Below are 25211 nucleotides of genomic sequence, written 5' to 3' on the forward strand. Positions count from 1 at the left end.
GGAGCGCCGCCGACTGCGTCTCGTGCTGGGACTAGGGGCAGGTGAAGTCGAGTTCGAAGGGCTTCTTCGTCGGCTGCAGCGGGTTGGCCATGTCGACGCCAACGGCATTTCCGGTGATCTTGTAGCTCTTGCCGTCCTTCACGGCGGTGGCGTCACCCTGACCCGCACCGACCGCGAGCGTGATGCCGCCGACGTTGCCGAGGGCCACCGAGGTGACGGTGGGGTTGTCGCCTTCACTGACGACGGCGGCAATGCCGGTCATCGCCTCACCGATCGCCACGTTGACGTTGCCGCCCGCGTTGGCGCAGACGACGGTGCCGCCGACGTCCTTGGGCTGGCCGTCGATGGTGACCCTGGTGGCCGCGTTGGCCTCGGCGCTCGTCGACGCCGCGCTCGAGCTGCTCGCCGAGGACGAGGCCGAGGACGAACTGGAGCTGGACGACGACGATCCCGACGACGACTTGTCGCCCGACGAACAACCCGCCACGCCGGCGACGACGAGCGCGGCGCCGCCGACGGCAATCAGCAAACTCTGCTTCACCATTGTTCTCCTCTTGGTCGTGCGGCCCGTCAAGATCAACCGACCGTCCACCGCAGTATGGAGTGCCGCCCACCTGCGGACATGGGATTGGGTGAAAATTCCGGGCTCGGATGCCCGGGCGCGGCGGTACGTTCACGCCGTGGGGAAGCTGCGCACCCCGGAAGACCGGTTCGCCGGCGTGCCGGACTTCCCGTACTCACCGCGGTACTGCGAGATCGACGATCAGGACGGGGGACGACTTCGCGTGGCGTGGGTGCAGGACGGCCCGGCCGAGGCAATCGTGCGGTTCGTGGCCTCGACCGCCTGACTCGGCGCACCGCGGTGGGTGTGAGAACCTACACCGGTGAGCAGCCCGTCCCAGCAGTTCTTCGACGTCCAGGCCGAACTGCCGGGACGATCCGGGCGCGTCGGTGTCATCCACACCCCGCACGGTGACATCCAGACCCCTGCCTTCATCGCCGTCGGCACGGCCGCGACGGTCAAGGCCGTCCTCCCGGAGACGATGAGGGACGTTGGCGCCCAAGCGGTTCTGGCCAATGCCTACCATCTCTACCTGCAGCCCGGTCCGGATGTCGTCGACGAGGCCGGGGGGTTGGGCGCGTTCATGAACTGGCCGGGGCCCACCTTCACCGACAGCGGAGGGTTCCAGGTGCTGTCACTCGGCGTCGGGTTCAAGAAGGTGCTGTCCATGGACGCCGGGCGCGTCCAGGCCGACGATGTGATCGCCGAAGGCAAGGAACGGCTGGCGCACGTCGACGACGACGGCGTGACGTTCCGCTCGCACGTCGACGGATCGACGCACCGCTTCACGCCCGAGGTGTCGATCGGCATCCAGCACCAACTGGGGGCCGACATCATCTTCGCCTTCGACGAGCTGACCACGCTGATGAATACCCGTGGCTACCAAGAGGGTTCGGTTCGCCGCACGCACGACTGGGCGGTGCGCTGCCTGGCCGAGCACCGCCGGTTGTCGGTGGCGCGGGCCGGCAAGCCGGCGCAGGCGCTGTTCGGCGTCGTGCAGGGTGCGCAGTACGAGGACCTGCGCAGACAGGCCGCACGCGGGCTGACCGAGATCGTCGACGACGAGGGTCGCGGATTCGACGGCTACGGCATCGGCGGGGCGCTGGAGAAGCAGAATCTGGCGACCATCGTCGGGTGGGTCACCGACGAATTGCCTCGCGACAAGCCGCGGCACCTGCTCGGCATCAGCGAACCCGACGACTTGTTCGCCGCGATCGCGGCGGGCGCGGACACCTTCGATTGCGTGTCGCCGTCGCGGGTGGCCCGCAATGCCGCGGTCTACTCGTCGACGGGCCGCTACAACATCACCGGGGCCCGTTACAAGCGCGACTTCACGCCCATCGACGCCGAATGCGACTGCTACACCTGCGCCAACTACACCCGGGCCTACATCCACCATCTGTTCAAGGCCAAGGAGATGTTGTCCTCCACGCTGTGCACGATCCACAACGAACGGTTCGTGATCCGGTTGGTGGACCAGATCCGGGCCGCCATCGTCGCCGGCGAGTTCGACGAACTGCGCGAGCACGTAGTGGGGCGCTACTACTCGGTCCAGCCAGCGCACTCTTGAACGCGTGCACAATAGGAGCATGACGTCGACTGCCACCCAGTCACAGGCGCTGCTCGTGCAGCTGCTCGACCCAGCGAATCGGCCCGACCCGTACCCGCTCCTGCGGCAGATCCGCGAGCGCGGGCCGCTGCGGCTGCCGGAGTCCAATCTGGTGGTGTTCTCTTCGCTGCAGGACTGCGGTGACGTATTGCGCCACCCGTCCTCGGCCAGCGACCGGCTCAAGTCCGCGATCGCTCAGCGCGAGATCGCCAAGGGCGCTCCGGCCCGGCCGTTCGGACAACCCGGGTTCCTGTTCCTCGACCCGCCCGATCACACCAGGTTGCGCAAGCTCGCCCAGCAGGCGTTCGCGCCCAAGGTGGTCAGGGCGCTCGAACCCGACGTCACCGCGATGGTCGAAGCGCTGCTCGACGAGATCGACCCCGCGGCCGGTTTCGATGCCGTCACCGAGCTGGCTCATCCGCTGCCGGTCGCGGTGATCTGCCGGATGCTCGGCGTCCCGCTGCAGGACGAGCCGGAGTTCAGCCGAGCGTCGGCGCTGCTGGCCCAGGGGCTCGACCCGTTCTTCGCCTTCACCGGGGCGGTGCCCGACGACTTCGAGGACCGGCTGCAGGCCGGGCAGTGGTTGCGCGGCTACCTGGCCGATCTCATCGAGCAGCGGCGGTCGGTGCCCCGCGAGGACCTGATTTCGGCCCTGATCGCCGCCGAGGAGGACGGCGACCAGCTGACCACCGAGGAGATCGTCGCGACGTGCAACCTGCTGCTGGTCGCGGGCCACGAGACGACGGTGAACCTGATCGCCAACGCGATCCTGGCGATGCTGCGTCACCCCGAGCACTGGGCCGCGCTGGCAACCGATGCCGACCGGGCCCCGGCGATCGTCGAGGAGACGCTGCGCTGGGACCCGCCGGTACAGCTGGCAGGTCGGTTCGCGGCCGAGGACATGGAGATCGGCGGGGTCGCCGTGCCCAAGGGCGAGACGATGATGGTGCTGCTGGCCGCCGCTCAGCGTGACCCGGCCGCCTTCGACCGTCCCGATGCCTTCGATCCGAGCCGAGAAGGCATCCGTCACTTGGCCTTCGGGCACGGCGTGCACTTCTGCCTCGGTGCGCCGCTAGCTCGGCTGGAGGCCAGGATCGCCCTGTCCGCGGTGGCGGCGAGATTCCCGAACGCCGCGCTCGCCGCGGAACCGCTCTACCGCCCCAACGTCACGCTGCGCGGAATGTCGAGCCTGCCCGTCGCCGTCTGAGGGTGCTGGTCGATCACCGGTTGATCGGCTAGGCCACGGCGTTGGGCGACTCGTCCTCCAGTTCCCTCGTCCGCCATTGCAGCGGCAGCTTGTCCTGCCCGACCCGACGCGCGACGTAGAACACCATCGACAGCGCCAGCACGCACAGCGCGATGACGGTGTTGCGCACGGATCCGTAACCGGCCTCTTCGGGATGAGTGGCGCCGACCGCGGTGATCAACACGTCGACGATCAACACGAACCAGGCCACCAACTTCCATGCCGAGCGAAGTTTGATCGGGCGCGGCCACTCGGGACGGTCCCGGCGAAGCAGGAGGAAGCCCGATATCGCGAAGATCGTGCACACCATGTATCCGAGATTGGCGGCCAGCAGGATTGCCACCGGGCTAGCCACCACCAGCACGACCGCGATGTTGACGGCCATGTCGACGGTCAGGGCGCGGGCGGGTTCGCCGAAGCGATTGAGCTTCTCGAATTGGCGCAGGGTCAGCCCCTGCTTGGCGATGCCGTAGACCGCTCGACCACCGTCGGCGCTTGCCGCGATCATCGACAGCAGCAGTGCCGCGACCACGACCACGATGAGGATGTTGGTCAACCAGCCGCCGAAGGCTCGTTCGACGAGCAGCACGGTGTAGGTGATCGGGTTGGTGCCGATCGTGTCCTCGCCGAGGACTCCAGCGGCGGCGATCGGCGTGATGAGGTACACCGCGAACACCAATGCCGCGCTGTACTTCATGGCGCGGAAGCTGTCCCGCCGGACGTCGCGGTACTCGGGTGCGAAGGTGGCCGAGATCTCGGTTCCGTAGACCGTCCATGCGGCGGCATACAGCCAGACCATCGTCGTGATGAAGGGATGATCACCGATGTGTGAGCCCAGGTTGGACGCGTGCCAGCCGCCGGCGACGAAGGGCGCGAGGATGACCATCGCCACGAAGACGATGAAGGCCACCGCGATCACGCGGTTGATCGCGGCTGCCACCTGGATGCCCATGATGTTGGCCAGCCAGCTGATCAGGATCGCGATCACCGCGATCACCTGCGGCAGGCCGACCGTCAGTGGACCGAAGTGGGCCGACCACGTCGCCGAGGGCAGCCACTCGGATTGGATCAACCCGCCGAGGGTCTCGCCGACGACGCCAAGGGTGAGCGACCATCCGACCCAGTAGCCGAAGGTGGCCAGGGGTCCGACGAACGAACTGTGCCTGCGCCATGCCTGATTGGCGTAGACGGCGATGCCACCGGATTCGGTGGGGAACATCAGTGCCATCTCGGCGTAGAGGAAGTTCTGCAGAAACCCCAGGGCGCTCGAGATCGACCAGAACAGCATCGCGGGCAGGGCGCCGACGGCGGCGATGCAGAACCCAAGACTGGTGACGATGCCGTTGGGTATCGACATCGCCATCGAGAACCCGTCGAACCAGCCGAGCTTCCCCCGTGGCGTCGCCGGGATCTCCGCTTCCTCACCTTGCGGGAGCGTGGCATCCGCGCGGATTTCGTCAGAACTCATTCGCCGTCTCCTGGCACTTAATGGGTAGTAGTATTCTCACTGTTGGTCGACCAGCTGATGTACTGTAACTGAAATGAAGTGACATGACTAGCGCAGAACACGTGATGGAAGAAGGCTCGGGAAGTGTCGAACTCGGAGCGCGCATCAAGCAATTTCGCCTGGGGCGCAAGCTGACTCAGCGTCAAGTAGCCGAATTCGCAGAGGTCAGCGTGAGCTTCCTGAGTCAGCTGGAGCGCGGAGTCTGCGGAGCGAGTGTCCCGACTCTCAGCATGATCGCCAAGGCGCTGGGGTTGTCCGTGGCCGACCTGTTCTCCGACGATCCAGCGAGCAGTCACCGAGTGCTCCGCAGGGGGGAGCGTCCGCAGATCAAGACTGCCTCGGGCGCAATGAAGTTCATGCTGACGCGACGCCCGCTGCAGAATCTCGAGGTGCTGGAGGGCGTGATGGCACCGGGGGGCTCCATTGGCAGCAGCACCCACTCCCACGGTGACTCCCAGGAGCTGCTGTTGGTCTTGGCCGGCCTCGTCAGGCTCACCCTCGATGATATCGAATATGAACTTGGAGAGGGTGATTCGATCGAGTACCGCAGCAGTTCGACCCACGGGGTCGACAACGTTGGCGAGACGGAAGCCCGGGTGCTGTGGGTCATCAGCCCGCCCAGCCTGTGAACGAGATGGTGCACGACGAAGGGACTCGGATGGTGGATTCAGCGTTGTCGGACGGCGCCGGAGAGCCGCGCGACTGGCTCATCGCGCATCGGACGCAAGCGATGCTCGGCGAGCGACCGGTGTGGGACGAGCGGACGGGCACGATCGTATTCGTCGACATCGACCGCGGTGAGCTGCACAGGTTCTCGCCGGGGCAGGAGGTTTCGACGGTCACGGTGGCCACGTCGGTGGGCTGCGTCGGGCTGCGGGAGAACGGCGGCGTGGTGCTGGGCACCGATGCCGGATTCGTCCTCGCCGACGCAACGGGAGGCGTCCGCCAGGACCCGATCGTCCCGCCGGGCATGACGTCGGCCCACTTCTTCAACGACGGGGCGTGCGACCCGGCCGGCCGTTTCGTCGCGGGCACCTCGACCGCGGAGCGGACCCCTGGTGCATCCACGCTCTACGCACTCGAGCCCGACGGGTCGGTGCGGGTCGTATTGCCCGAGGTCACCGAATCCAACGGCGTTGCGTGGAGTGGCGACGGCCGCAGGATGTTCTACGTAGACAGTGGAACCCAGGACGTCCTGGTCTTCGACTACGACCCCGCCGGCGGGACGGTGACCAATGGTCGAACGCTGTTCAGCATCGACGAGCGCGACGGTGTACCGGACGGACTGGTCGTCGATGCAGCAGAGAACCTGTGGCTTGCCCTGTGGTCTGGACACTGCGTGCGCCAGTACCGGCCCGACGGCGTGTTGCTGACCGAGATCACCCTTCCGGCAAAGGACGTCACCTGCCCGGCCTTCGGTGGCGACGACCTCTCGGACCTGTACGTGACGACGTCCAGGGGATACCTGCAACCAGAGGAACTCGACGCATACCCACATTCGGGCGACCTCTTCGTACTCCGCCCCGGCGCTACGGGTCGGCCCACGCTGCGCTACGCCGGATGACCCCCTCCCGTCCCGTCGTGGATTCCTCCATGCGCAACGGCCAGCTGTCCTTCTGGATGGCTCGCGACGACCTCGACCCACCGCCGACGGCGACGCTCGTGGACGACCTCGACGTCGACGTAGCCATCGTCGGCGCGGGTCTGTCCGGACTGTGGACGGCATGGGCCCTGAGCCAACTCGATCCCAGCATGACCGTCGCGGTCTTCGACGCACACCAGCTCGGTTTTGGGGCCTCCGGCCGCAACTGCGGCTGGCTGAGCGCGAAACCCGTTGGTTTGCGCCAAGTCCTGGCACGGACGGCCGGGCGAGAGGCGGTCATCGAAGTCGAGGACGCCCTGCGCCGGTCGATGCACGACGTGGTCGGAATCCTTGGCGCCGAGGCCATCGACGCGCGCCACGGAGGTGCGCTACAGGTCGCCCGCTCGCCAAGTCAGCAGGGCCGCCTCGACGCATATCTGGCCTACAGCCGCAGCTGGGGCGTGCAGGAGGACCGGCTGCGGGCGTTGACCGGCGAGCAAGCCCGCGAACGCATCCGGATCACCGGCCTCACCGGTGCCCTGCACACCCCGGACAACTACTGCGTGGATCCGGTGAAGATGCTCTTCGCGCTCGCCCGATGCGTCGTCGACGCCGGCGTCGCGGTGTACACCGACGCTCCCGTGGACGCCATCGCCGCCGGCGCCCTGAGCGTCCGGGGACATGGCGTGCGAGCCCGTCGCCGCGTCGTCGTGGCCACCGAGGGGTATACCGCAGCCCAGCCGCATCATCGGCGAGACCTGCTGCCGCTCAACAGCTCCATGGTGGTGACCGAGCCGCTGAGCGAGGCGCAGTGGGCAGAGATCGGCTGGCAGCACGCCGACGGCCTCTCTGGGACGGCCCACACCTACTTCTATGGCCAGCGCACCCCCGACGGGCGGATCGCGCTGGGGGGCCGGGGCAAGCCGTACCGCTTCGGCTCTCGGTTCGACGACCGCGGACGCATCGACGACGGCACCGTGCGGGCTCTGACCGCCATGCTGTCAGACCTGTTCCCCGACACCGCCGTACGCGCCGCCCACGCCTGGTGCGGCGTGCTCGGCGTGCTCCGCGACTGGTCACCGTTCATCGACGTCCAAACCGAACCCGGTGTCATCCGCCTCGGCGGATACGCCGGGCAGGGACTCACGGCGGCTCACCTTGCCGGCCGCACCGTCGCCGACCTCATCACCGGTCGTCGAGCGGGAACGCCCGCCGCGTCGTGGATCCGCCCCGTGCCCCGGCGGTGGGAACCCGAACCGCTGCGGTGGATCGGAGCCAACGGCCTCTACCGTGCCTACACGATGGCCGACGCGCTCGAGGAACGGTCATCGAGTGCACGCACGTCACGGCTGGCGCTCGCCGCCAACGTCATCGCCGGCCGCTAGCCAACACACACCTCACATCACTCCGACTGAAAGGCACACCACCTCGTGTCCGACACCATCTACGCCGTCACCAATCCCTGGACCGGAGAGGTTATCTCGCGTCATCCCACCGACACCGACGCCGCCATCGAGGCCGCGGTGAGTGCGGCCGCGAGCCAGGGCCGCGCCTGGGGCTCCAGCACACCGGTCCAGCAGCGCGCCGATCTGCTGCGCCGGATCGCCGAATTGCATGCCGAACGCAAGGAGGCGTTGGCCGCCATCATCGTCGAGGAGATGGGCAAGCCGATCGAACAGGCTCGCGGCGAGGTCGACTTCTGTGTCGACATCTATCAGTACTTCGCCGACGTCGCGGCCGACGCCATGGCCGACGAGCCCCTGACATTGCGCGGCGGCAACGGTAGCGCGGTTCTGCGCCGCAGCCCGCTGGGAACGATCCTCGGCATCATGCCGTGGAACTTCCCCTACTATCAGGTCGCCCGGTTCGCGGGAGCCAACCTGGTCATCGGAAACCCGATGCTGCTCAAGCACGCCCCGCAGTGCCCGCAATCCGCGGCCGCCGTCGCGGAGCTGTTCCATGACGCGGGCGTGCCGGCCGGCGTCTACGGCAACCTCTACGCGAGCAACGAGCAGATCGCCCAACTGATCGCCGACCCGCGGGTGCACGGTGTCTCGCTGACCGGTTCGGAGCGCGCAGGAGCCGCCGTCGCCGAGGTTGCCGGCCGGCACCTCAAGAAGGTGCTGCTCGAACTGGGCGGATCGGATCCGTTCATCGTCATGTCGACCGACGACCTCGGCCAGGTGGTGGAGAGCGCCGTCAGCGCGCGCATGGACAACAATGGTCAATCATGCAATGCGGCAAAGCGTTTCATCGTCATTGACGACCTCTACGAAGCGTTCGTCGAGCGCCTCGTCGAAGCCCTGAAGCAGTACGTTCCCGGTGATCCCACCAGCGCGTCGACGACGTTGGGACCGCTGTCGTCGGTTGCCGCCGCCGACCGGCTCGAAGATCAGTTGAGACGCGCGAAGGACCAGGGCGCGGACGTCGTGCTGGCCGGCGAACGCATCGGAAACGCGTTCACGCCCACCGTCCTGGCCGGCATCCGCCCCGACGCCGATGCCTACCGTGAGGAGTTCTTCGGTCCCGTCGCCTCGGTCTATCGAGTCGGCTCGGAGTCCGAGGCGCTCGAGGTGGCCAACGACACCCCGTTCGGACTGGGTTCCTTCGTCTTCACGACAGATCCCGAGCAGGCCATCCGGATGGCCGATCGGATCGACGCCGGGATGGTCTACGTGAACGGTGTGTTCGCCGAAGGAGCTGAGCTGCCGTTCGGCGGCGTGAAGCGGTCGGGAATCGGGCGTGAGCTTGGCCGCGTCGGGCTCGAGGAGTTCGTCAACAAGAAGCTCATCCGCGTCGTCACCGGCTGACGCGCCCGAGTCACGGAGTGAGCGACTCGATGACCGCCCGCGCCGCGCGCTCACCCGCCTCCACTGCGCCCTCCATGTAGGCGCTCCAGTAGGTCGCAGTGTCCGTCGACGCCCAGTGGATCACACCGATCGGGGCGGATAGCGCCTCGCCATAGGTGGTCCACACGTGCGGACCGTGGTTGGCGTTGTAACAGCCGCGGGTCCACTGCCGATCCGACCATTCGCCGTCGACGTAGAACTCGGGCTTGGCCGCCTTGGGGCCGAAGTGGCGCACCAGCTCGGCGGTCAGTGCTGCCCGCCGCTCGTCCTCGGGCAGTCGGCCGAAGGTGCGCGCCTGGTCGCCCTCCAGGAACATCAGGATCACCCCATGGTCGTCACCGGGGATGCAGCTGTCGTTGGACATCCGCGCCGGGCCGACGTCGGAGATGAGCTGGCCGTTGAATCCGTCTGCGCGCCAGAATGGTTCGTCGTAGCCGAAGAACGCCTTCATCGCCGAGCCGTTGGGCAGCCGCTGCGTGAGCTGGTCGCGGACACCGGACAGGGGCGGGTCGTACATGATGCGCCCGGCCAAGGTGGGGGAGATCGCGACGATGACCCGGCGCGCCCGCGCGACCACGCCGCCGCGGCAGGTCACGGTCACCGCGTCCGCGGTGTGCTCGATCAGCTGCACGGGTGCCCGCAGCACGAGGTGATCGGCGATCAGCGCGGCGAGGCGCCGCGGGATCTCCGCGGTGCCGCCGACGAAGCGCGTCGTCTGGGCACCGCCCTCGGACTCGGCGAACAGCTCCGAGGTCACCCCGCACGTCTGAATCGTGAACAGCAGGTGCAGGAAGGACACCTCGACGGTCGGCACGGCCAGGATGCCGACCGTGCAGATCTCGAGCAGCGTCCTGGCGACGGGGGAGAGTCCCTGCTCGTCAAACCAGGTGCCCGCACTGATGACGTCCCACTCGTCCGCGCGGGGCGCCAGCCACGGTGCCTCGACCGGAACGTCGGCCGCCAATTCGTCCAGCTGGCGCAGCACGGCCTCGAGCTCGGCCAGCTCGTCGGCGAAGCGCGTGTGAAAGGCGTTCTCCCGCAACACCCCGGAACCGTCGAGGTCGTAGGAGGTCTCGCCGGTGTCGTACTGCGCAAACGTCTCCACCCCGAGCTCGGCGGCCAACCGGAACATCCGCTCGTGCGTGTCGCCGATCCACTGCGCACCGATGTCGAGCGGAATCCCGTCGACCACCTCGGTGAGGATGCGCCCCCCGACGCGTTCGTCGGCCTCCAGGATCAGCGGAGTCAGGCCCGCTGCGAGCACGGTGCGAGCGGCGATCATTCCCGACAGCCCAGCCCCGACGATGACGACGTCCGCCTCGAGGCGACCTGGTTGCGACATGCCCACAGTGTGTCCGGTCGCCCGCGGCGTCCGCTAGAGGGGATTGAGAATCCGCTCCAGGAACTGCCGGGTGCGTTCCTCCTTCGGATTGCCGATGACCTCGGCGGGCGTGCCCTGCTCCAGAATGACCCCCTGGTCGGTGAACAGCACCTGGTTGGAAACCTGGCGAGCGAACTGGATTTCGTGGGTGACGATGACCAGCGTCCAGCCCTCGACCGCCAGATCCTTGATCACCGAGAGCACTTCACCGACGAGTTCGGGGTCCAGCGCCGAGGTCGGCTCGTCGAATAGCACCAGCTTGGGCTTGAGCGCCAGCGCCCTGGCGATGCCGACGCGCTGCTGCTGACCGCCGGACAATTGATACGGGTACTGGTCCTGCTTGGCGGCCAGCCCGACCTGGTCCAGCAGGGCCACCGCATCGGCGACCGCCTCGTCCTTCGGCCGCTTCTGCACGACGACCGGTCCCTCGATGATGTTCTGCAGCACCGTCTTGTGCGGAAAGAGGTTGTGCCCCTGGAACACGAAGCCGCTGCGCGACTGGAACCTACGGATCTCGGGCTTCGGCGTCGGAGTGGAGAAGTCGATCTCGACGTCGTCCACCCGGATCACGCCGGCGTCGGCCCTGTCGAGCGCGTTGAGCGTGCGTAGCAGCGTCGTCTTGCCCGACCCCGAGGGGCCGATGATGGCGGTCGCCGTGCCCTGCTCGACGGTGAACGAGACGCCCTTGAGCACCTTGTTGTCGCCGAACGCCTTCTCGACACCCTCGGCGACCACACGATGTTCAGCCGCGATTTCGTCAGCCGTTCCGTTGCTCGTTTCACTCATCGCGCCACGTACCTTTCAAGTCGGCGTTCCAGGCGGCCCTGGCCGAACGACAACACCAGGCAGATCACCCAGTAGTACGCCGCCGCCGTGCCGTATAGAGCGAAGAACTCGAACGTCGGCGCCGCGACGATCTGCGCCTGCCGCAACAGCTCGGTGACCAGAATCGTCGACGCCAGGGAGGTGTCCTTGACCAGCGATATCAAGGTGTTCGACAGCGGTGGTACCGCCACCCGGGCCGCCTGCGGCAGGATGATCCGCCGCAGTGCGCCAACGTAGTTGAAGCCGATCGTCTCGGCGGCCTCCCACTGCCCCTTCGGGATGCTCTGGATCGCCGAGCGAATGATCTCCGCCGCGTAACCGCCGACATTGAGACTGAAGGCGATGACCGCCGCGGGGAAGGGGTCGATCTTCACCCCGAGCTGCGGCAGGGCGTAGAACACGATGAACAACTGCACCAGCAGCGGAGTGCCGCGAATGACCGAGATGTAGAACCGGGCGACGCCTGCCAGGATGACGTTCGGCGAGAGCCGGGCCAGTGCCACCGCCAGGGCGATGACGAGGCCGATGACGAAGCTGATGATGGTCAGTGGGATCGTGGCGGTGAGCGCGGCCTTGGCCAGCGGCCACAGATTGTCGAGGATCAGCTGCCAGGCCGATCGGACGGGCGGTGCATTCTGGCCGCCGCCGCTCGCCTGCGGGGTCTGCCCGCTCTGCCCGGCTCCGGTGGCGTCCGCCTTGAGGTACTTCTGCGAGATCTGGGCGAGCTTGCCCGACGAACGGAGAGCGTCGATGGCGCCGTTGAGTTCTGGCAGGTAGCCGCTGTCCTTGCGGGCAGCGAGCGCCTGCTCGCTCTTCTCGTCGGTCTTCGCCGCGATCTTGATCGTCGTGTCGCCGGTCGAGGCAAGGTAGGCGTAGACCGCGATGCTGTCGTTGACGGTCGCATCGATGCGGCCCTGGTTCAGCAGGGTGATTGCCTGCGCGAAGCCCTCCACCGATTCCACCTTGGCGCCGGCGTCGCGGGCCACCTGTGCCCAGTTGCTGGTGATGGACTGGGCGGTCGTCTTGCCCTTGAGGTCGGCCAGCGACTTGATCGAGTCGTTGTCCGCCTTGGTGACGATCACTCCCTCGCCCACCGAGTACGGCTCGGACAGGTCGTACTTGGCTTGGCGTTCCGGGGTGATCGTGACTTCGTTGGCGACGACGTCGAACCGGTTGGCCTCCAGCGCGGCGAAGATGGAATCCCATGGCGTCTCGACGAATTCGACCTTCACGCCCAGGTTCTCGCCGATGGCCTTCGCGACGTCGACGTCGTAGCCGGTGAGCTGACCGGTCGCCGGATCGTGGTAGCTGAACGGCGAGTACGTGCCTTCGGTGCCGACGCGCAGCACGCCCGAGGACCTGATCGGCGTCGACGGCGGTGTACCCGTCGCGTCGGCCTTGAGGTACTTCTGCGAGATCGCGGTCAGGGTGCCGTCGGCGCGCAGTTCGCCGAGCGCCTTGTCGAGCTCGGGCAGGTAGCCGCTGTCCTTGCGCGCGGCGAACCCCTGCTCGCTCTTCTCACCGACGGTGCCCGCGATCTTGACGGACTTGTCACCGGTCTCGGCGAGGTAGGCGTACACGGCGATGCTGTCGTTGATGACGACGTCCACCCGGCCCTGGTTGAGCAGGGTGATGGCCTGGGTGAAGCCCTCCACCGACTCGACGTTCGCGCCGGCCTTGCGTGCGACCTCCGACCAGTTGCTGGTGGCGTTCTCCGCGGCGGTCTTGCCCTTGACGTCGGCGAGCGACTTGATGGAGTCGTCGCCGGCCCGGGTGACGATGACGCCCTCACCGACGGTGTACGGCTGCGAGAGGTCGTACTTGGCCTGGCGTTCGGGGTTGATGGTGACCTGGTTGGCGACGACGTCGAAGCGGTTGGCCTGCAACGCGGCGAACATCGAATCCCATGGTGTCTCGACGAATTCGACCTTCACGCCGAGTTTCTGGGCGACGGCCTTGGCGACGTCGACGTCGTAGCCGACGAGTTCACCGGTGGCCGGGTCGTGGTAGCTGAACGGCGAGTACACGCCCTCGGTACCGACGCGCAGCACGCCCGCCGACTTGATCGGGTCCTCGGTCTTGCTCGACGACCCGCAGGCGGCCGAACCAAGAATCACCGCAGCGACGACGAGGACGGCGAGCATCGCCCGCCGGAAGTATCCCAACACGCGCGGACGGTACCAACCCGATGCGAAGCCACACAGGGTTTTACTCAGCCGGGCCGGTAAACCCACGCCTCTCGGGGCAGCCGGGCCGGGTCGAACTCGGTCAGCATGCCCTGCGGGGTGGTGGTCTGGAAGCCCAGCGACCGCGCAATCTCTGCCAGCGCCCGCGTCGTGCCGATCTCTCCGAGGGTGACCGCGCCGTCGCGCTTGGCCAACCGCTTGCCGTGGGCGTTGAGCACCAGGGGCACGTGCGCGTACACCGGCCGCTCGTAGCCGAGAAGCCCACCGAGATAGGCCTGCCGCGGCGACGAGGACAGTAGGTCGTCGCCGCGCACCACCTGGTCGACGCCTTGGGCCGCGTCGTCGATGACCACCGCCAGGTTGTATGCGGGCACCCCGTCTCCGCGCCGCAACACCAGATCGTCGACGACTCCGGTGTACTCGCCGTACAGCAGGTCGGTGACGGTGAATCGATCGGTCTCCGAGCGCAACCGCAGCGCGGGAGGCCGGCCGGAGGCGCGTCGGGCGGCCCGCTCGGCGTCGGTCAGATCCCGGCACGTGCCGGGATAGGCACCCTCCGGTGCGTGCGGAGCGCGCGGCGCCTGCTGAATGTCCTTTCGGCTGCAGTGACATTCGTAGGTCAGACCGCGCTCGATCAGATCGGCGATGACGGCGTCGTAGCGCGCCTCGTGGGCGCTCTGGTACTGCGGGGTCTCGTCCCAGTCGAGGCCTGCCGCGGCGAGGTCCCGCAGCTGACGGCCGGCGACGTCGGCGGACGTGCGGTCGTCGAGGTCCTCGACGCGGATCAGGAAGCGTCGCCCGGTGGAGCGGGCGAACAGCCACGCCAGCAGGGCCGTGCGAATGTTGCCGATGTGCAGGTCGGCCGACGGGCTTGGCGCGAACCGGCCTGCGGGGCTCATGGCGGCAATCTAGACCACCCGCTGCGGGCTCAGCTCGCCTTGGTCCGCACGTCCTGGCTCTGCAGGGTCACGGTGGCCGCAGCGGCAGGCGACTGGATGCCGACACCGCGACCCTGCACCGTGACGGCCAGCCGGGTGCGGTCCCCACGGAACAGGTCGCGGGAGTATTCGCACGGGGCATCGTTCTGGTCATAGGCGATGCGGGTGATCAACAGCAGCGCCGAACCGGGCTCGATGGCCAGCAGCGAGGCTTCGTCGGGGGTGGCGTTGACGGCTTCGATCCGCTCGTCGGCGTGGGACGTCACAAGGCCGTAGTCGTGTTCGAGGATCTCGTAGAGCGATCCGCCCAGTTGCTTCTCGAGCAGGCCCGGAAACGCCTCCGCGGGAAACTGGGCCAGCTCCAAGGAGATCGGCGAGCCGTCGGCCAGGCGCACGCGCTGGATCTCCACGACGAAGTCCGAGGCGTCCAGCTGAAGGGACTTCTGGGTGAGGCGGTCCGGGGCGGTGATCTTGGTGGAGAGCACCCGGGTGCCCGCGACGTACCCCTGGTTGGCGAGGAAGGCGGGCACCCCGACGACGTCGGACAGGCTGCGCTGCACCTGCGCGTGGCTGATGAAGATTCCGCCGGCGCGGCCGATGGCGCGGTGCACCAGACCCGCCTCCTCCAGGGCCGCCAGCATCTGACGCAAGCTGGAGCGGCTGGTGGAGTAGCGCTCGGCGAGGTCGCGCTCGCTACCGAGCTTGGTGCCGGGTTCACCCGCGTTGATGTCCGCGACGATGCGTCGCCGCAGTTCCTCGGTCGGCTTCGCCAACGCGTCACCCCTCTCGCGAATTGGTAGGCCCAATTCTAGGCTGACTACTGTTCGGCGATGGCTTCTTGGGACTCCGGCAGGATCTGGCCGCCGTCGACCACCAGCGACTGTCCGGTGATGTAACCGGCCTCGTCGGTGGCGAAGAACAGCGCGGCGTTGCCGATGTCGGCCACGCTGCCAAGGCGCCCGGCCGGGACGCTCGCGGCCATGCCGTCCATGTATTCCTGGCCCATCGCGATCAGCCCCTCTGTGACGATGTTGCCAGGCAGCACCGCGTTGATGGTGATCTTCTTGGGCGCCAATTCCATTGCGGCGGTGCGGATGAAGCCGAGCTGGGCAGCCTTGCTTGCGCCGTAGTGCGACCAGCCGGGGAAGCCGGTGATGGGCCCGGTGATCGACGAGGTGACGATCACCCGTCCGTGCCCGCTGTCGGTCAGGGCCGACAGCGCCGCCTGCACGATGTACACCGTGCCCTTGAAGTTGACGCCCATGACCTGCTCGATGTCCTCGGGGGTCATGTCCTCGAGCCGGGCCGACGGGAAGATGCCGGCGTTCGCGCAGACGATGTCCAGTCCGCCGTGGCGCTGCACCGCCGTCGCGACGACGCGCCGGCAGTCCTCTGGGCTCGTCACGTCGGCGGCGACGCCGGTCACCGCGCCCGGATGGCCGGCGAGCTCGGAGACGCAGGTGTCGACGTCGGATTGGGTGCGGCCGGTGACGACGACGTCGATCCCCGCGGCGGCGAAGGTCTCCGCGATGCCGCGGCCGATGCCCTTGCTGCCGCCGGTCACGATGGCCGAGCGGCCCTGCAATGAGTTGAACACGTGAATGGCCCTTCGGTAGAGGAGTCAGGTGAGGAGTCGGCCGTTGGAGCTCAGATAGCGCTCGGCCAGTGCTCGACTGCCGTTCGCGAAGGTGACGGACATGGCTCGTGATTCGCGGGAGTGGGTGTGCGAACCGATCCACGCCAGGAGCAACAACCGGCGCAGAAGCACGAACGACGGCAACATCTCCTCGTCACGCACCGGCAGGTCCCGGCGCGTCCGGTAGCCCGTCGCCCAGGCGTCCTGCCATTCGGGCACCGCGGGATCGTCCTCGAAGAAGGACACGGCCGTCCCGAAGTCGTAGAAGTACCAACCGAATCCGCAGTCGTCGAAATCGATGACGGTGATCGTGCCGTCCGAGCCGCTGCCGTCGACGAGCAGGTTGGCCAGGCGCAGATCGGCGTGCACCAGCCCGAAGACGTCCTGGCCGGTGCCGTAGTCGGCGAGACGCCGCTGCAGCAGGTCGCTGGCCCGTTCCAAGACCGCGGTCTCGGCGGGCCCGACCCCGACGGCGTCCTGCCACCTTCCCCAGCGGGGTCGGTCCCCAAGGCTGTGCTGCCAGTCCCAGGCGAAGCGGCCGAAACCGGCGGGGCGCACCCAGTTCCTGGAGTGGTCGTGCAGGGTGGCGGTGATGCGGCCGAGGGTGTGAAAGTCGTTGGTGGTCAACGACTTCTCGTCAGGTTCGCTGCCGGTCACCATCGCGAAGTGCACGACGTGGCGGTCGGTTCCGGCCTGGTCGACGGTGACGACGCGATTGCCGTCGCGATCCGGCAGCACGGTGGGAACGGTGACGTCGGAGTCGCGCCGCAGCGCTTCGAGCCAGTCGAGTTCGGAGACGATCTCGTGGGGCTGGTGATAGTTCCTGCGGTGCACGCGCAGGATCGACTGGGTTCCGCTGTCCGGGTCGTCGACCAGGTAGGTGGCGTTCTCCGAGAGGTTGAGCAGGCGCAGGGTGGAGTCCGGGGAGAGGTCGTACTGGGTCAGGGCGCGCTCGGCGACGTCGACATCGTCGGAGACGATCGGTGAGTCGTCGGAGACGATCGGGGTACCCGGGTCGTCGGAGCCCATCGACGTCACCTCACCATCGCGGCCGCGGCGGCCTTGCCCACTGCGGCGTCCAAGCGTTCTAACACGTCGTCGCAGAGTTCGCGACTCAGCAGCAGGCCAGGCTTGAACTGCAGCACGCGGGGATCGAGCGTCGAGAAGATGGCCCAGACGCCGTTCTCGTAGAGCTCGCGCATGACGAACTTGGCGCCCTCGGGGTGGTCGAACTCGAGGCCGATCACCACGCCGTTCTGCCGGATGCCGACGAACCAGTCCGGATGGTCGGCCTGGATGCGGACGAGCCCGGCCGCGAACACGTCGGTGATGGCGTGCACGTTGGACCTGACCTCGGGCCGGCTGGTGATCTCCAGGGTCTTGATGGCCGCGACGCATCCCAGCTCGGCACCACCGAAGGTCGAGATGTGGGCGAAGCCGTCCTCGTCGAGCCATTGGGCGGCGCGTTCGCTCAGCATGGCGGCGGTGATCGGGTACATCCCACCGGAGAGCCCCTTGCCGGCGACCATGATGTCGGGTTCGATGCCGTGCTTGGTGATGCCCCACATCTCGCCGGTGCGCATCAGGCCGGTCTGGACCTCGTCGGCGATGTAGAGCGCGTCGAAGCGCTCGGTGAGGTCCTTGACCCCTTCGAGGTACCCCGCTGGGGGAAGCGGGAATCCGTAGGTGGCCGGGATGGTCTCCATGATCACCGCGGCGACGTCGCCACCCGAGAGGGCCTGCTCCATCGCGTCGAGGTCACCGAAGGGAACCTGGACGAATTCGTCGGGCCGGTCGGACAGGAAGATCTTGGAGAACCGGTCGTCACCGGTCGCGACGGCCAGGCCGGTGTGGCCGTGGTACGCCTTGACGATCGAGACGATCTTGCGTCGCTTGGTGGCGTGCCTGGCGCTCTTGAGGGCGATGTCGATGGCCTCACCGCCGCCAGAGCCGAAGGCCACCTTGGTGATCGACGCCGGCGCCGAGTCGACGAGTCGCTGCGCCAGCGCGGTGCGGGCCACCGACGGGAAGTGGTGATTGCCGACGTCGAAGTGCTGCATGCCCTCGATGAGAGCATCCATGATCTCCGGATTGCGATGGCCGAGGTTGTAGGTGCCGCCGTTGAGGTGCATGTCGATCAGCCGTCGGCCGCTCATGTCCCAGAGGAAGTAGTACTCCCTGCGGTCGATGACGAGGTCCACGCCCGCGTCGGTCCAGAACTGGGTCTTGCCGGGGTTCCAGTACTTCTTCGCCTGCTCGAGCACCTGTGCCTTGGACTCGAACGAGAACGTGCCGTAGTCGTACAAGGGGGCTCCCTGATTGATGTTCGCCGGTCGATCCGGCTAGGCGGCACTCACCCTAGAAAGGTCCAACCATTTCTGTCAATGGATGGCCCAATCGGTTGCGGACTGCCGGTGGCGGTGTCAATATACGAAACGTTCGACCTGTGGGCCAGGCCACACGGCCCGGGATCGTCCCTCATTTCCCCGCCCGGAAGGTGTCCCGAGTAGATGACAGATCACGTCGTATCCCGTACCGAAGACGCCGGTGATTCGGTACAACGGCTCAAACGCAACGCCGTCGGCACCGTTGGCGTCATCTTCATGGCCGTCGCCACGGCCGCCCCCATCACCGCGATGGTCGGCAACGTTCCGATCGCGGTCGGCTTCGGAAATGGTTCACACGCACCGGCCGGGTACATCGTGGCGACGGTGGTGCTAGGACTCTTCGCGATCGGCTACGCCACCATGGCCAAGCACATCACCGCGACCGGCGCCTTCTACGGCTACATCTCGCACGGCCTGGGCCGCGTCGTCGGCATGGCCAGCGGCCTGCTGATCACGATGGCCTACGTCGTGTTCGAGGCCTCGCTGATCGGCATCTTCTCGTTCTTCTTCCAGAACCTGCTGAAGTCTCAGTTGGGCGTCACCGTGCACTGGATCGTGCCGGCCCTGCTGATGCTGGTGCTCAACACGATCCTCACGTACTTCGACGTGAACCTGACCGCCAAGGTACTCGGCGTGTTCCTGGTGACCGAGATCGTCATGCTGTCCCTCGGTGCGCTCGGCGTGCTCTTCCACGGCGGCGGTCCCGACGGCTTCGCCGTCGCGCAGACGCTCAACCCCATCGGCGCATTCACCCCCGCCGCCGTCGCCGGGGCGAGCGCCGGTCTCGGCCTGTTCTTCGCCTTCTGGTCGTGGGTCGGCTTCGAGTCGACGGCGATGTACGGCGAGGAGTCCAAGGATCCCAAGCGAATCATCCCGCGCGCCACCATGATCAGCGTTCTCGGCGTCGGCCTGTTCTATGTCTTCGTGTCCTGGATGGCGATCGCCGGCACCGGACCGCAGAAGTCGGTCGACCTGGCGCAGAGCGCCGACACCGCCTCGGAGATCTTCTTCGGCACCATCCGCACCAACTACGGCGAATGGGCCATCACGCTGTTCAACGTCCTGCTGGTGACCGGTTCGTTCGCCTGCGGCATGGCCTTCCACAACTGTGCGTCGCGCTACCTGTACGCCCTGGGTCGCGAGGGCTTGTCCAAGCGACTGCAGGGCACGCTGGGGGCCACCCATCCCACGCACGGGTCACCGCACATCGCCTCGTTCGTGCAGACCGGGATCACGCTGGTGCTCATCCTGGCGTTCTGGGCGGCGGGCATGGATCCCTACATCCACATGTACACGCTGCTGGCCATTCTCGGCACGATGGCCATCCTGATCGTGCAGTCGCTGTGCGCCTTCGCGGTCATCGCCTACTTCCACTTCCACAAGAACCACCCGTCCAGTGCGCACTGGTTCAAGACGTTCCTTGCGCCGCTGCTCGGCGGCGTGGGCATGCTGTACGTGGTGTACCTGCTGTGGGTGCACAAGGACGCCGCGGCCGGTACCGCCTCGGGCACGCTGCTATTCCAGCTGACGCCGTGGATCGTGGTCGGGTTGTTCGTCTTCGGTGCGGCGATGGCGCTGTACTTCAAGCTGCGCGACCCGCGGCGCTACGAGCTGATCGGACGAATCGTCTACGAGGACAACGTCATCAGGGACTAGGGCACATCACCCCGCCCGGTGGGACAATGATGGGCGGCGAACCGGGGCCCACCGGTTCGCCGCCATCGTCAGCAGAGGAGGATCGACCCGGTGGATGACACTCCCGTCCCCGACGGGGATCTCGACCAGGGGCGGATGCGGATCCTGAACGCCAAGCCGATCAACCTCGACGGCTTCAGCGTCGCCAACCCCGAGCTCGGCCTGGTGGCCATGCACAGCCCGTTCGACCCGGAACCGTCGCTGGTACTGGCCAACGGTCCGACCGGCAGGGTCGTGGTCGAACTCGACGGCAAGGCCGCCGAGGACTTCGACGTCATCGACGAGTTCATCGCGCGCTACGGGCTGGATCTCGACGTCGCCGAGGAGGCGATGGCCCTGCAGGACCGGACGCTGGCCCGGATGGCGTGCGACTTCAACGTGCCCCGCGCCGAGGTGGTCCGGCTGGTCGGTGGCATCACACCTGCCAAGCTGGCCCGCGTCGTGGCGCTGCTCTCGCCGGTCGAAATGCAGGCCGCGATGTCGAAGATGCGGGTCAGGCGCACCCCGAGTAATCAGGCCCACGTGACCAATCAGCTCGACGACCCGCTGCTGATCGCCGCCGATGCGGCCAGCGCGGTCGCGTACGGCTTCCGCGAGGTGGAGACCACGGTGCCGGTGCTCGGTGATGCGCCGTCCAACGCCGTCGCGCTGCTGATCGGCAGCCAGGTGGGCATCCCGGGGGCCATGGCGCAGTGCTCCATCGAGGAGGCCCTCGAGCTGCGGCTCGGCCTGCGCGGACTCACCAGCTACGCCGAGACGATCTCCATCTACGGCACCGAGCAGGTGTTCGTCGACGGTGACGACACCCCGTTCAGCAAGGCCATTCTCACCTCGGCCTACGCCTCGCGCGGGCTCAAGATGCGCGTCACCAGCGGGGGTGGCGCAGAGGTGCTGATGGGTGCCGCGGAGAAGTGCTCGATCCTGTACCTGGAGTCACGATGCGTGTCGCTGGCGCGGGCGCTTGGCTCGCAGGGCGTGCAGAACGGCGGCATCGACGGCGTCGGCGTGGTGGCCTCGGTGCCCGACGGCATGAAGGAGCTGCTTGCCGAGAACCTGATGGTGATGCTGCGCGATCTCGAATCCTGCGCGGGCAACGACAATCTCATCTCCGAGTCCGACGTCAGGCGCAGCGCGCACACGCTGCCCGTGCTGCTCGCCGGTGCGGATTTCATCTTCTCCGGCTTCGGCTCGATCCCGCGCTACGACAACGCCTTTGCGCTGTCGAACTTCAACTCCGACGACATGGACGACTTCCTGGTGCTGCAGCGTGACTGGGGCGTCGACGGGGGCCTGCGCACGGTGCCGGTGGAGCACCTGGCCCGGGTGCGCCGCCGCGCCGCAACCGCCGTGCAGGCGGTGTACCGCGACCTCGGGCTCGCCGACTTCGACGACGAGCGCGTCGATGCGGTGGTGGTGGCCAACGGATCTCGTGACCTCTCGGTCGGGGACCCCAAGGCCGTCGCCGAGGCGGCCACCGCGATCGAGGCCAAGCAGCTGACCGTATTCGACGTGATCGCCTCGCTCGAGCGCACGGGTTATGGTGCCGAGGCGCAGGCCATCATGCGGTTGACGCGCGAGCGGCTGCGTGGTGACCAGCTGCAGACCTCGGCGATCTTCGACGATGAATTCCGGGTGCTGTCGAAGATCACCGACCCGAACGACTACGCCGGGCCGGGCACCGGGTACGCCCCGACGACCGAGCGGCGCGACGAGATCGACGCCATTCGCCAGGCGCGGACGGCCGCGGAGCTGACCGCCGATCAGGCCGAGCACCGTGACCACCTCAGGCTGACCGATGTCGACGTCGCGCGCCAGGGCCGCGATCCCCGTGAGGTTTGCATCGGTCTGTCGCCCGCGTTCGGCCGGACGGTGTGGCTTTCGCTGTGCGGTCTGGAGATCGGTGAGGTGCTTCGGCAGATCTCCGCGGGACTCGAGGAGGAGGGGTGCGTGCCGCGGCTGGTGCGGGTCCGCTCGACCATCGACGTCGGTCTGATCGGATTGACCGCCGCAAGGCTGTCCGGGTCGGGAATAGGAATTGGCTTGCAAGGCAAGGGAACCGCGCTGATCCACCGTCGTGATCTGGCGCCATTGGCGAATCTGGAGCTGTTCAGCGTCGCCCCGCTGCTGACCGCGAAGATGTATCGCGAGTTGGGCAAGAATGCCGCCCGGCACGCCAAGGGGATGGCGCCGGTGCCCATCTTCACCGGCGGCACCGACGAGTCCATCTCGGCCCGCTATCATGCGCGCGCCGTCGCGCTCGTCGCGCTCGAACGCGAGGCAAGCGAACCCGGCCAGCCGCCCGTCACCGTCGAGGTGACGCGATGAGCGAGGAGAGGTTCACGGTCGAGGCAGCCGTCGACGGCAACCTCGGTCTGGCCGACCTGCGGATGGATCCGGTGACGCTGGCGCATCAGGCCGTCGTCGCCGAGGAGGGCGGCAACCCGCAGCTGGCCGAGAACTTCCTGCGCGCAGCCGAACTCGCGACCATCGACGACGAAGAGGTGATGCGGCTCTACGAGGCGCTGCGCCCCAACCGCTCCACCGCCGAGGAGCTCGAGGCGCTGCGGGCCTCCCTGGACGCGCGGGGCGCCGCCCGCTGCGCCGAACTGGTGCGCCAGGCCGCCGTCGTCTACGCCAGGCGCGGTCTGTTGCGGTGACCACCGAGGCGGTCGTGGTGGCCGGGATCGACGTCGGCAACCACACCACGGAGATCGTCCTGGCGCGGGTCGCCGGGGGCGCGGTGGCGCAGGTGGCCCACGGCCAGGCGCCGACACGGGGACGCAAGGGCTCGCGGGAGTCGCTGGAGGGCGCGGCTGCGCTGCTGCACAAGCTGCAGGTGCAGGCGGGCGTGACCGTCGACGAGCTGCTGCTGGCCGCGCTGCGACCAGTGGACACCGCGACCGCGCCGCTGCCACCACCGTCCTCGCCGCGCTCCCCGGTGCGCAGCCTGCGCAAGGTCGACGCCAGTACCCCGGCGGGAACGGGATTCGGGGTGGGCAGGCACGTCCCGCTGATAGATCTCGCGGGCGACGTCGTCGCGGGCCTGGTGATCGTCTCGGTCGACGAGTCGACCGACTTCGAGGTGGCGGCCAGGGAGATCTCGGCCGCGGTGGACCGCGGCTGGCACATCGCCGGCGTGATCGCCGCGCAGGACGACGCCGTCCTGATCCGCAACCGGATCGCCCTCGACGTACCCGTGGTCGACGAGGTCGCCCTCGACGGGGTGGCGACGGGCGCGCTGGTCGCGGTCGAGGTGGTCGCGGAGGGCCGCGCGTACCGCAAGATGGCCGATCCGATCGCGCTGTGCGTCGCACTGGATCTCGGTCACGATCGGATCCGCGACGTCGCCGAGTTCACCCGCGAGCTGGCCGATTCCCCGGCCATCGCGGTGACTCCGCGTACCGGCCCACCGGAGCCACCGTCCGTCGACGACGACTACGTGGACTGCACCGCCGATGGCCGGGTGGTGCGCTACTCACCGGCGCAGGCGCACAGCGTGCTGCGCCAGGCGCCGCCGGGCAACGTGGTCGAGGTCCGACTGCGATCGATCCGCACCGCCCAGGACGGCATCGCCGTCGACGACGCATTCTTCACCGACCTGTCGTCGCTCGACCACGGCGCGTGGCTGCGCCGGGGGATCGCCGACACGCGGGGCACCGTCGTCGCCCTGCTGGCCGCGGATCTGGTCGCAGACGCGGCCGCCACCCTGCAGGACCTGACTGGTCGCCCGACCCACACGATCGCCACCGAGCCCGACGCGGCGGCCGTCGGGGCCCGCACCACCCCCGGCCTGCCGCCCGGCACCGTGGTCTGCGACATCGGCGGCGGCACGATCGACCTGATCGGGTCGGACGGCGCCGTGACCGCCGCCGGCGCGGGGGAGGCCATCACCACGGCGGTGGCCCGGGTGCTCGGCGTTCCCCGTGCGCTGGCAGAACGGGTCAAGCGCACGCCCGCGCTACGGGTCGAGGGACCGCACGTCGCGCACGAGGAGGACGGCCGCCGGTTGTTCCTCGACAACCCGGCCGCCGCCGACGCCATCGGCCGGCTGTGCACCCGCGGCAGCGCCGGTCTGGTGCCGTTCTCGAACAAGCTGGCCGCCGAGGAATGGCGCAGCCTGCGTCTGGCGATCAAGCAGGAGACGGTGGCGGCCAACGTCGTCCGCTGTCTGCGCGCGTTCGCCGACCCGCCGACGGCCCTGGTGTTGGCCGGGGGCGGAGCACTCGACGACGAGCTGCTGCGCTCGGTGGCCGAGGCGCTGCGGTCGACGTCGGTCGTGGTCGGACGCGCCAGCATCGATGGCGTGCACGGCCCGCGCTACGCCGTGGCGTCCGGGCTGGTGCACCTGTACGCGGGACGGGTCTAGTTGCCCCGGTACCCCGAACCGAGGTCGACGACGTTGCAGTAGGCGCCGACACCGGCCGCCTGCGGTGCGTTGTTGGTGTGCGAGACGATCGTGCGGCCGCCGATGGACACCCGGCACGTGACCGAGCCCGGGTCACCGCCGGGATGGATGCCCGTGAAGGTCAGAAAGCGGGCACTGCCGCCGTAGTCGTAGGACGTCGACCACGGCAGTCCGGCGACCACCACCTCGGGTTCGTCGTTGGGACCGAAGTAGGACACCTGTACGCCGTCGCCGAAGGTGCCGGTCAACTCGAACGTGATCGGCACCGCGGCCGCCGCCGTTCCCGGGGTCATCAGCAGGAGACCCGCGCCGAGGACCGCCGACACAGCCACCGCGCCCAGTCGACGCGCGAACGATGAGGATGCCATCGATCCATCCTCGCACCGTCCGGCGGGGCGCCGTC

Annotated in this window: 21 protein-coding genes and 2 pseudogenes; 11 read left to right on the forward strand and 12 right to left on the reverse strand. The window is 68.0% G+C overall.

Translation table 11 applies throughout. From position 1 onward, the window contains the following. Nucleotides 1–31: 31 nt before the first annotated feature. Nucleotides 32–541 carry a lipoprotein LpqH gene (locus SBI80_RS08725; RefSeq protein ID WP_318974384.1) on the reverse strand — a complete coding sequence of 170 codons (510 nt, stop codon included), beginning with the start codon at nt 539–541 and terminating at the stop codon, nt 32–34. 139 nt (nt 542–680) lie between these two features. Here SBI80_RS08725 and SBI80_RS08730 point away from each other — a divergent pair. The 3 genes and pseudogenes from SBI80_RS08730 to SBI80_RS08740 form a co-directional block, all read left to right on the forward strand. After that, nucleotides 681–818, forward strand: a pseudogene (locus tag SBI80_RS08730) (haloalkane dehalogenase); the annotation flags it as partial. A 66-nt stretch (nt 819–884) separates the two neighbouring features. Continuing rightward, the gene (gene tgt / locus SBI80_RS08735; RefSeq protein ID WP_318974067.1) at nt 885–2132 is read left to right on the forward strand and encodes a tRNA guanosine(34) transglycosylase Tgt; all 1248 of its coding nucleotides are present in this window, start codon (nt 885–887) and stop codon (nt 2130–2132) included. 19 nt (nt 2133–2151) lie between these two features. Then, complete coding sequence (locus SBI80_RS08740) at nt 2152–3378, forward strand: cytochrome P450 (RefSeq protein ID WP_318974068.1); 1227 nt, start codon at nt 2152–2154, stop codon at nt 3376–3378. A 28-nt stretch (nt 3379–3406) separates the two neighbouring features. Here SBI80_RS08740 and SBI80_RS08745 read toward each other — a convergent pair whose 3' ends face one another. Next, nucleotides 3407–4885 carry an APC family permease gene (locus tag SBI80_RS08745; RefSeq protein ID WP_318974069.1) on the reverse strand — a complete coding sequence of 493 codons (1479 nt, stop codon included), beginning with the start codon at nt 4883–4885 and terminating at the stop codon, nt 3407–3409. An 83-nt stretch (nt 4886–4968) separates the two neighbouring features. Here SBI80_RS08745 and SBI80_RS08750 point away from each other — a divergent pair, with 83 nt between their 5' ends. The 4 genes from SBI80_RS08750 to SBI80_RS08765 are packed head-to-tail and all read left to right on the forward strand — an operon-like array spanning nt 4969 to nt 9316. Further along, nucleotides 4969–5553, forward strand: coding sequence for a helix-turn-helix domain-containing protein (locus tag SBI80_RS08750; protein WP_318974070.1), 585 nt, complete (start codon nt 4969–4971; stop codon nt 5551–5553). A 32-nt stretch (nt 5554–5585) separates the two neighbouring features. Beyond that, nucleotides 5586–6488, forward strand: a complete 903-nt coding sequence (locus SBI80_RS08755; RefSeq protein ID WP_318974071.1) for an SMP-30/gluconolactonase/LRE family protein — start codon at nt 5586–5588, stop codon at nt 6486–6488. 17 nt (nt 6489–6505) lie between these two features. After that, nucleotides 6506–7891: an NAD(P)/FAD-dependent oxidoreductase gene (locus tag SBI80_RS08760; RefSeq protein WP_318974072.1), complete on the forward strand. Its 1386-nt coding sequence runs from the start codon at nt 6506–6508 to the stop codon at nt 7889–7891. 45 nt (nt 7892–7936) lie between these two features. Further along, nucleotides 7937–9316, forward strand: a complete 1380-nt coding sequence (locus SBI80_RS08765; RefSeq protein WP_318974073.1) for an NAD-dependent succinate-semialdehyde dehydrogenase — start codon at nt 7937–7939, stop codon at nt 9314–9316. Between the two features lie 10 nt (nt 9317–9326). Here the strand turns inward: SBI80_RS08765 and SBI80_RS08770 are convergent, their stop codons facing one another. The 9 genes and pseudogenes from SBI80_RS08770 to SBI80_RS08810 form a co-directional block, all read right to left on the reverse strand. Then, nucleotides 9327–10697 (reverse strand): flavin monoamine oxidase family protein, encoded by a 1371-nt coding sequence (locus tag SBI80_RS08770; RefSeq protein ID WP_318974074.1) that lies wholly within the window; start codon nt 10695–10697, stop codon nt 9327–9329. A 33-nt stretch (nt 10698–10730) separates the two neighbouring features. Beyond that, a complete protein-coding gene (locus SBI80_RS08775) occupies nt 10731–11522 on the reverse strand; it encodes an amino acid ABC transporter ATP-binding protein (protein WP_318974075.1) in 792 nt (263 codons plus the stop codon). Then, nucleotides 11519–12925: an ABC transporter permease subunit gene (locus tag SBI80_RS08780; protein ID WP_413232690.1), complete on the reverse strand. Its 1407-nt coding sequence runs from the start codon at nt 12923–12925 to the stop codon at nt 11519–11521. Before SBI80_RS08780 ends, SBI80_RS08775 begins: the two co-directional genes overlap by 4 nt. A 45-nt stretch (nt 12926–12970) precedes the next feature. Next, nucleotides 12971–13705 (reverse strand): annotated as a pseudogene (locus tag SBI80_RS08785) (transporter substrate-binding domain-containing protein); the annotation flags it as partial. 68 nt (nt 13706–13773) lie between these two features. After that, on the reverse strand, nt 13774–14646 hold the full coding sequence (gene gluQRS, locus SBI80_RS08790; protein ID WP_318974076.1) for a tRNA glutamyl-Q(34) synthetase GluQRS: 873 nt from the start codon (nt 14644–14646) through the stop codon (nt 13774–13776). Between the two features lie 29 nt (nt 14647–14675). Beyond that, nucleotides 14676–15458, reverse strand: coding sequence for a GntR family transcriptional regulator (locus tag SBI80_RS08795; protein WP_318974077.1), 783 nt, complete (start codon nt 15456–15458; stop codon nt 14676–14678). Nucleotides 15459–15502: 44 nt separating this feature from the next. Beyond that, nucleotides 15503–16282: a 3-oxoacyl-ACP reductase FabG gene (fabG, locus tag SBI80_RS08800; protein WP_318974078.1), complete on the reverse strand. Its 780-nt coding sequence runs from the start codon at nt 16280–16282 to the stop codon at nt 15503–15505. A 24-nt stretch (nt 16283–16306) separates the two neighbouring features. Then, a complete protein-coding gene (locus SBI80_RS08805) occupies nt 16307–17350 on the reverse strand; it encodes a phosphotransferase enzyme family protein (RefSeq protein ID WP_318974079.1) in 1044 nt (347 codons plus the stop codon). Nucleotides 17351–17355: 5 nt separating this feature from the next. Beyond that, complete coding sequence (locus tag SBI80_RS08810; protein WP_318974080.1) at nt 17356–18627, reverse strand: class-III pyridoxal-phosphate-dependent aminotransferase; 1272 nt, start codon at nt 18625–18627, stop codon at nt 17356–17358. Nucleotides 18628–18831: 204 nt separating this feature from the next. On the opposite strand from SBI80_RS08810, the gene SBI80_RS08815 reads away from it, so the two are divergent. The 4 genes from SBI80_RS08815 (at nt 18832) to SBI80_RS08830 (ending at nt 24769) form a co-directional block, all read left to right on the forward strand. Continuing rightward, nucleotides 18832–20364, forward strand: a complete 1533-nt coding sequence (locus tag SBI80_RS08815; protein ID WP_318974081.1) for an APC family permease — start codon at nt 18832–18834, stop codon at nt 20362–20364. A gap of 135 nt (nt 20365–20499) precedes the next feature. Continuing rightward, nucleotides 20500–22728, forward strand: a complete 2229-nt coding sequence (locus SBI80_RS08820; RefSeq protein ID WP_318974386.1) for a propanediol/glycerol family dehydratase large subunit — start codon at nt 20500–20502, stop codon at nt 22726–22728. After that, on the forward strand, nt 22725–23060 hold the full coding sequence (locus tag SBI80_RS08825) for a diol dehydratase small subunit (RefSeq protein WP_318974082.1): 336 nt from the start codon (nt 22725–22727) through the stop codon (nt 23058–23060). The genes SBI80_RS08820 and SBI80_RS08825 overlap by 4 nt, the downstream gene beginning before the upstream one ends. Further along, nucleotides 23057–24769: a diol dehydratase reactivase ATPase-like domain-containing protein gene (locus SBI80_RS08830; protein WP_318974083.1), complete on the forward strand. Its 1713-nt coding sequence runs from the start codon at nt 23057–23059 to the stop codon at nt 24767–24769. Before SBI80_RS08825 ends, SBI80_RS08830 begins: the two co-directional genes overlap by 4 nt. Here the strand turns inward: SBI80_RS08830 and SBI80_RS08835 are convergent. Next, nucleotides 24766–25176, reverse strand: coding sequence for an MmpS family transport accessory protein (locus tag SBI80_RS08835; protein ID WP_318974084.1), 411 nt, complete (start codon nt 25174–25176; stop codon nt 24766–24768). The genes SBI80_RS08830 and SBI80_RS08835 overlap by 4 nt on opposite strands. Nucleotides 25177–25211: the final 35 nt, after the last annotated feature.

This window comes from Mycolicibacterium sichuanense (genome assembly GCF_033741125.1).
Taxonomy (GTDB): domain Bacteria; phylum Actinomycetota; class Actinomycetes; order Mycobacteriales; family Mycobacteriaceae; genus Mycobacterium.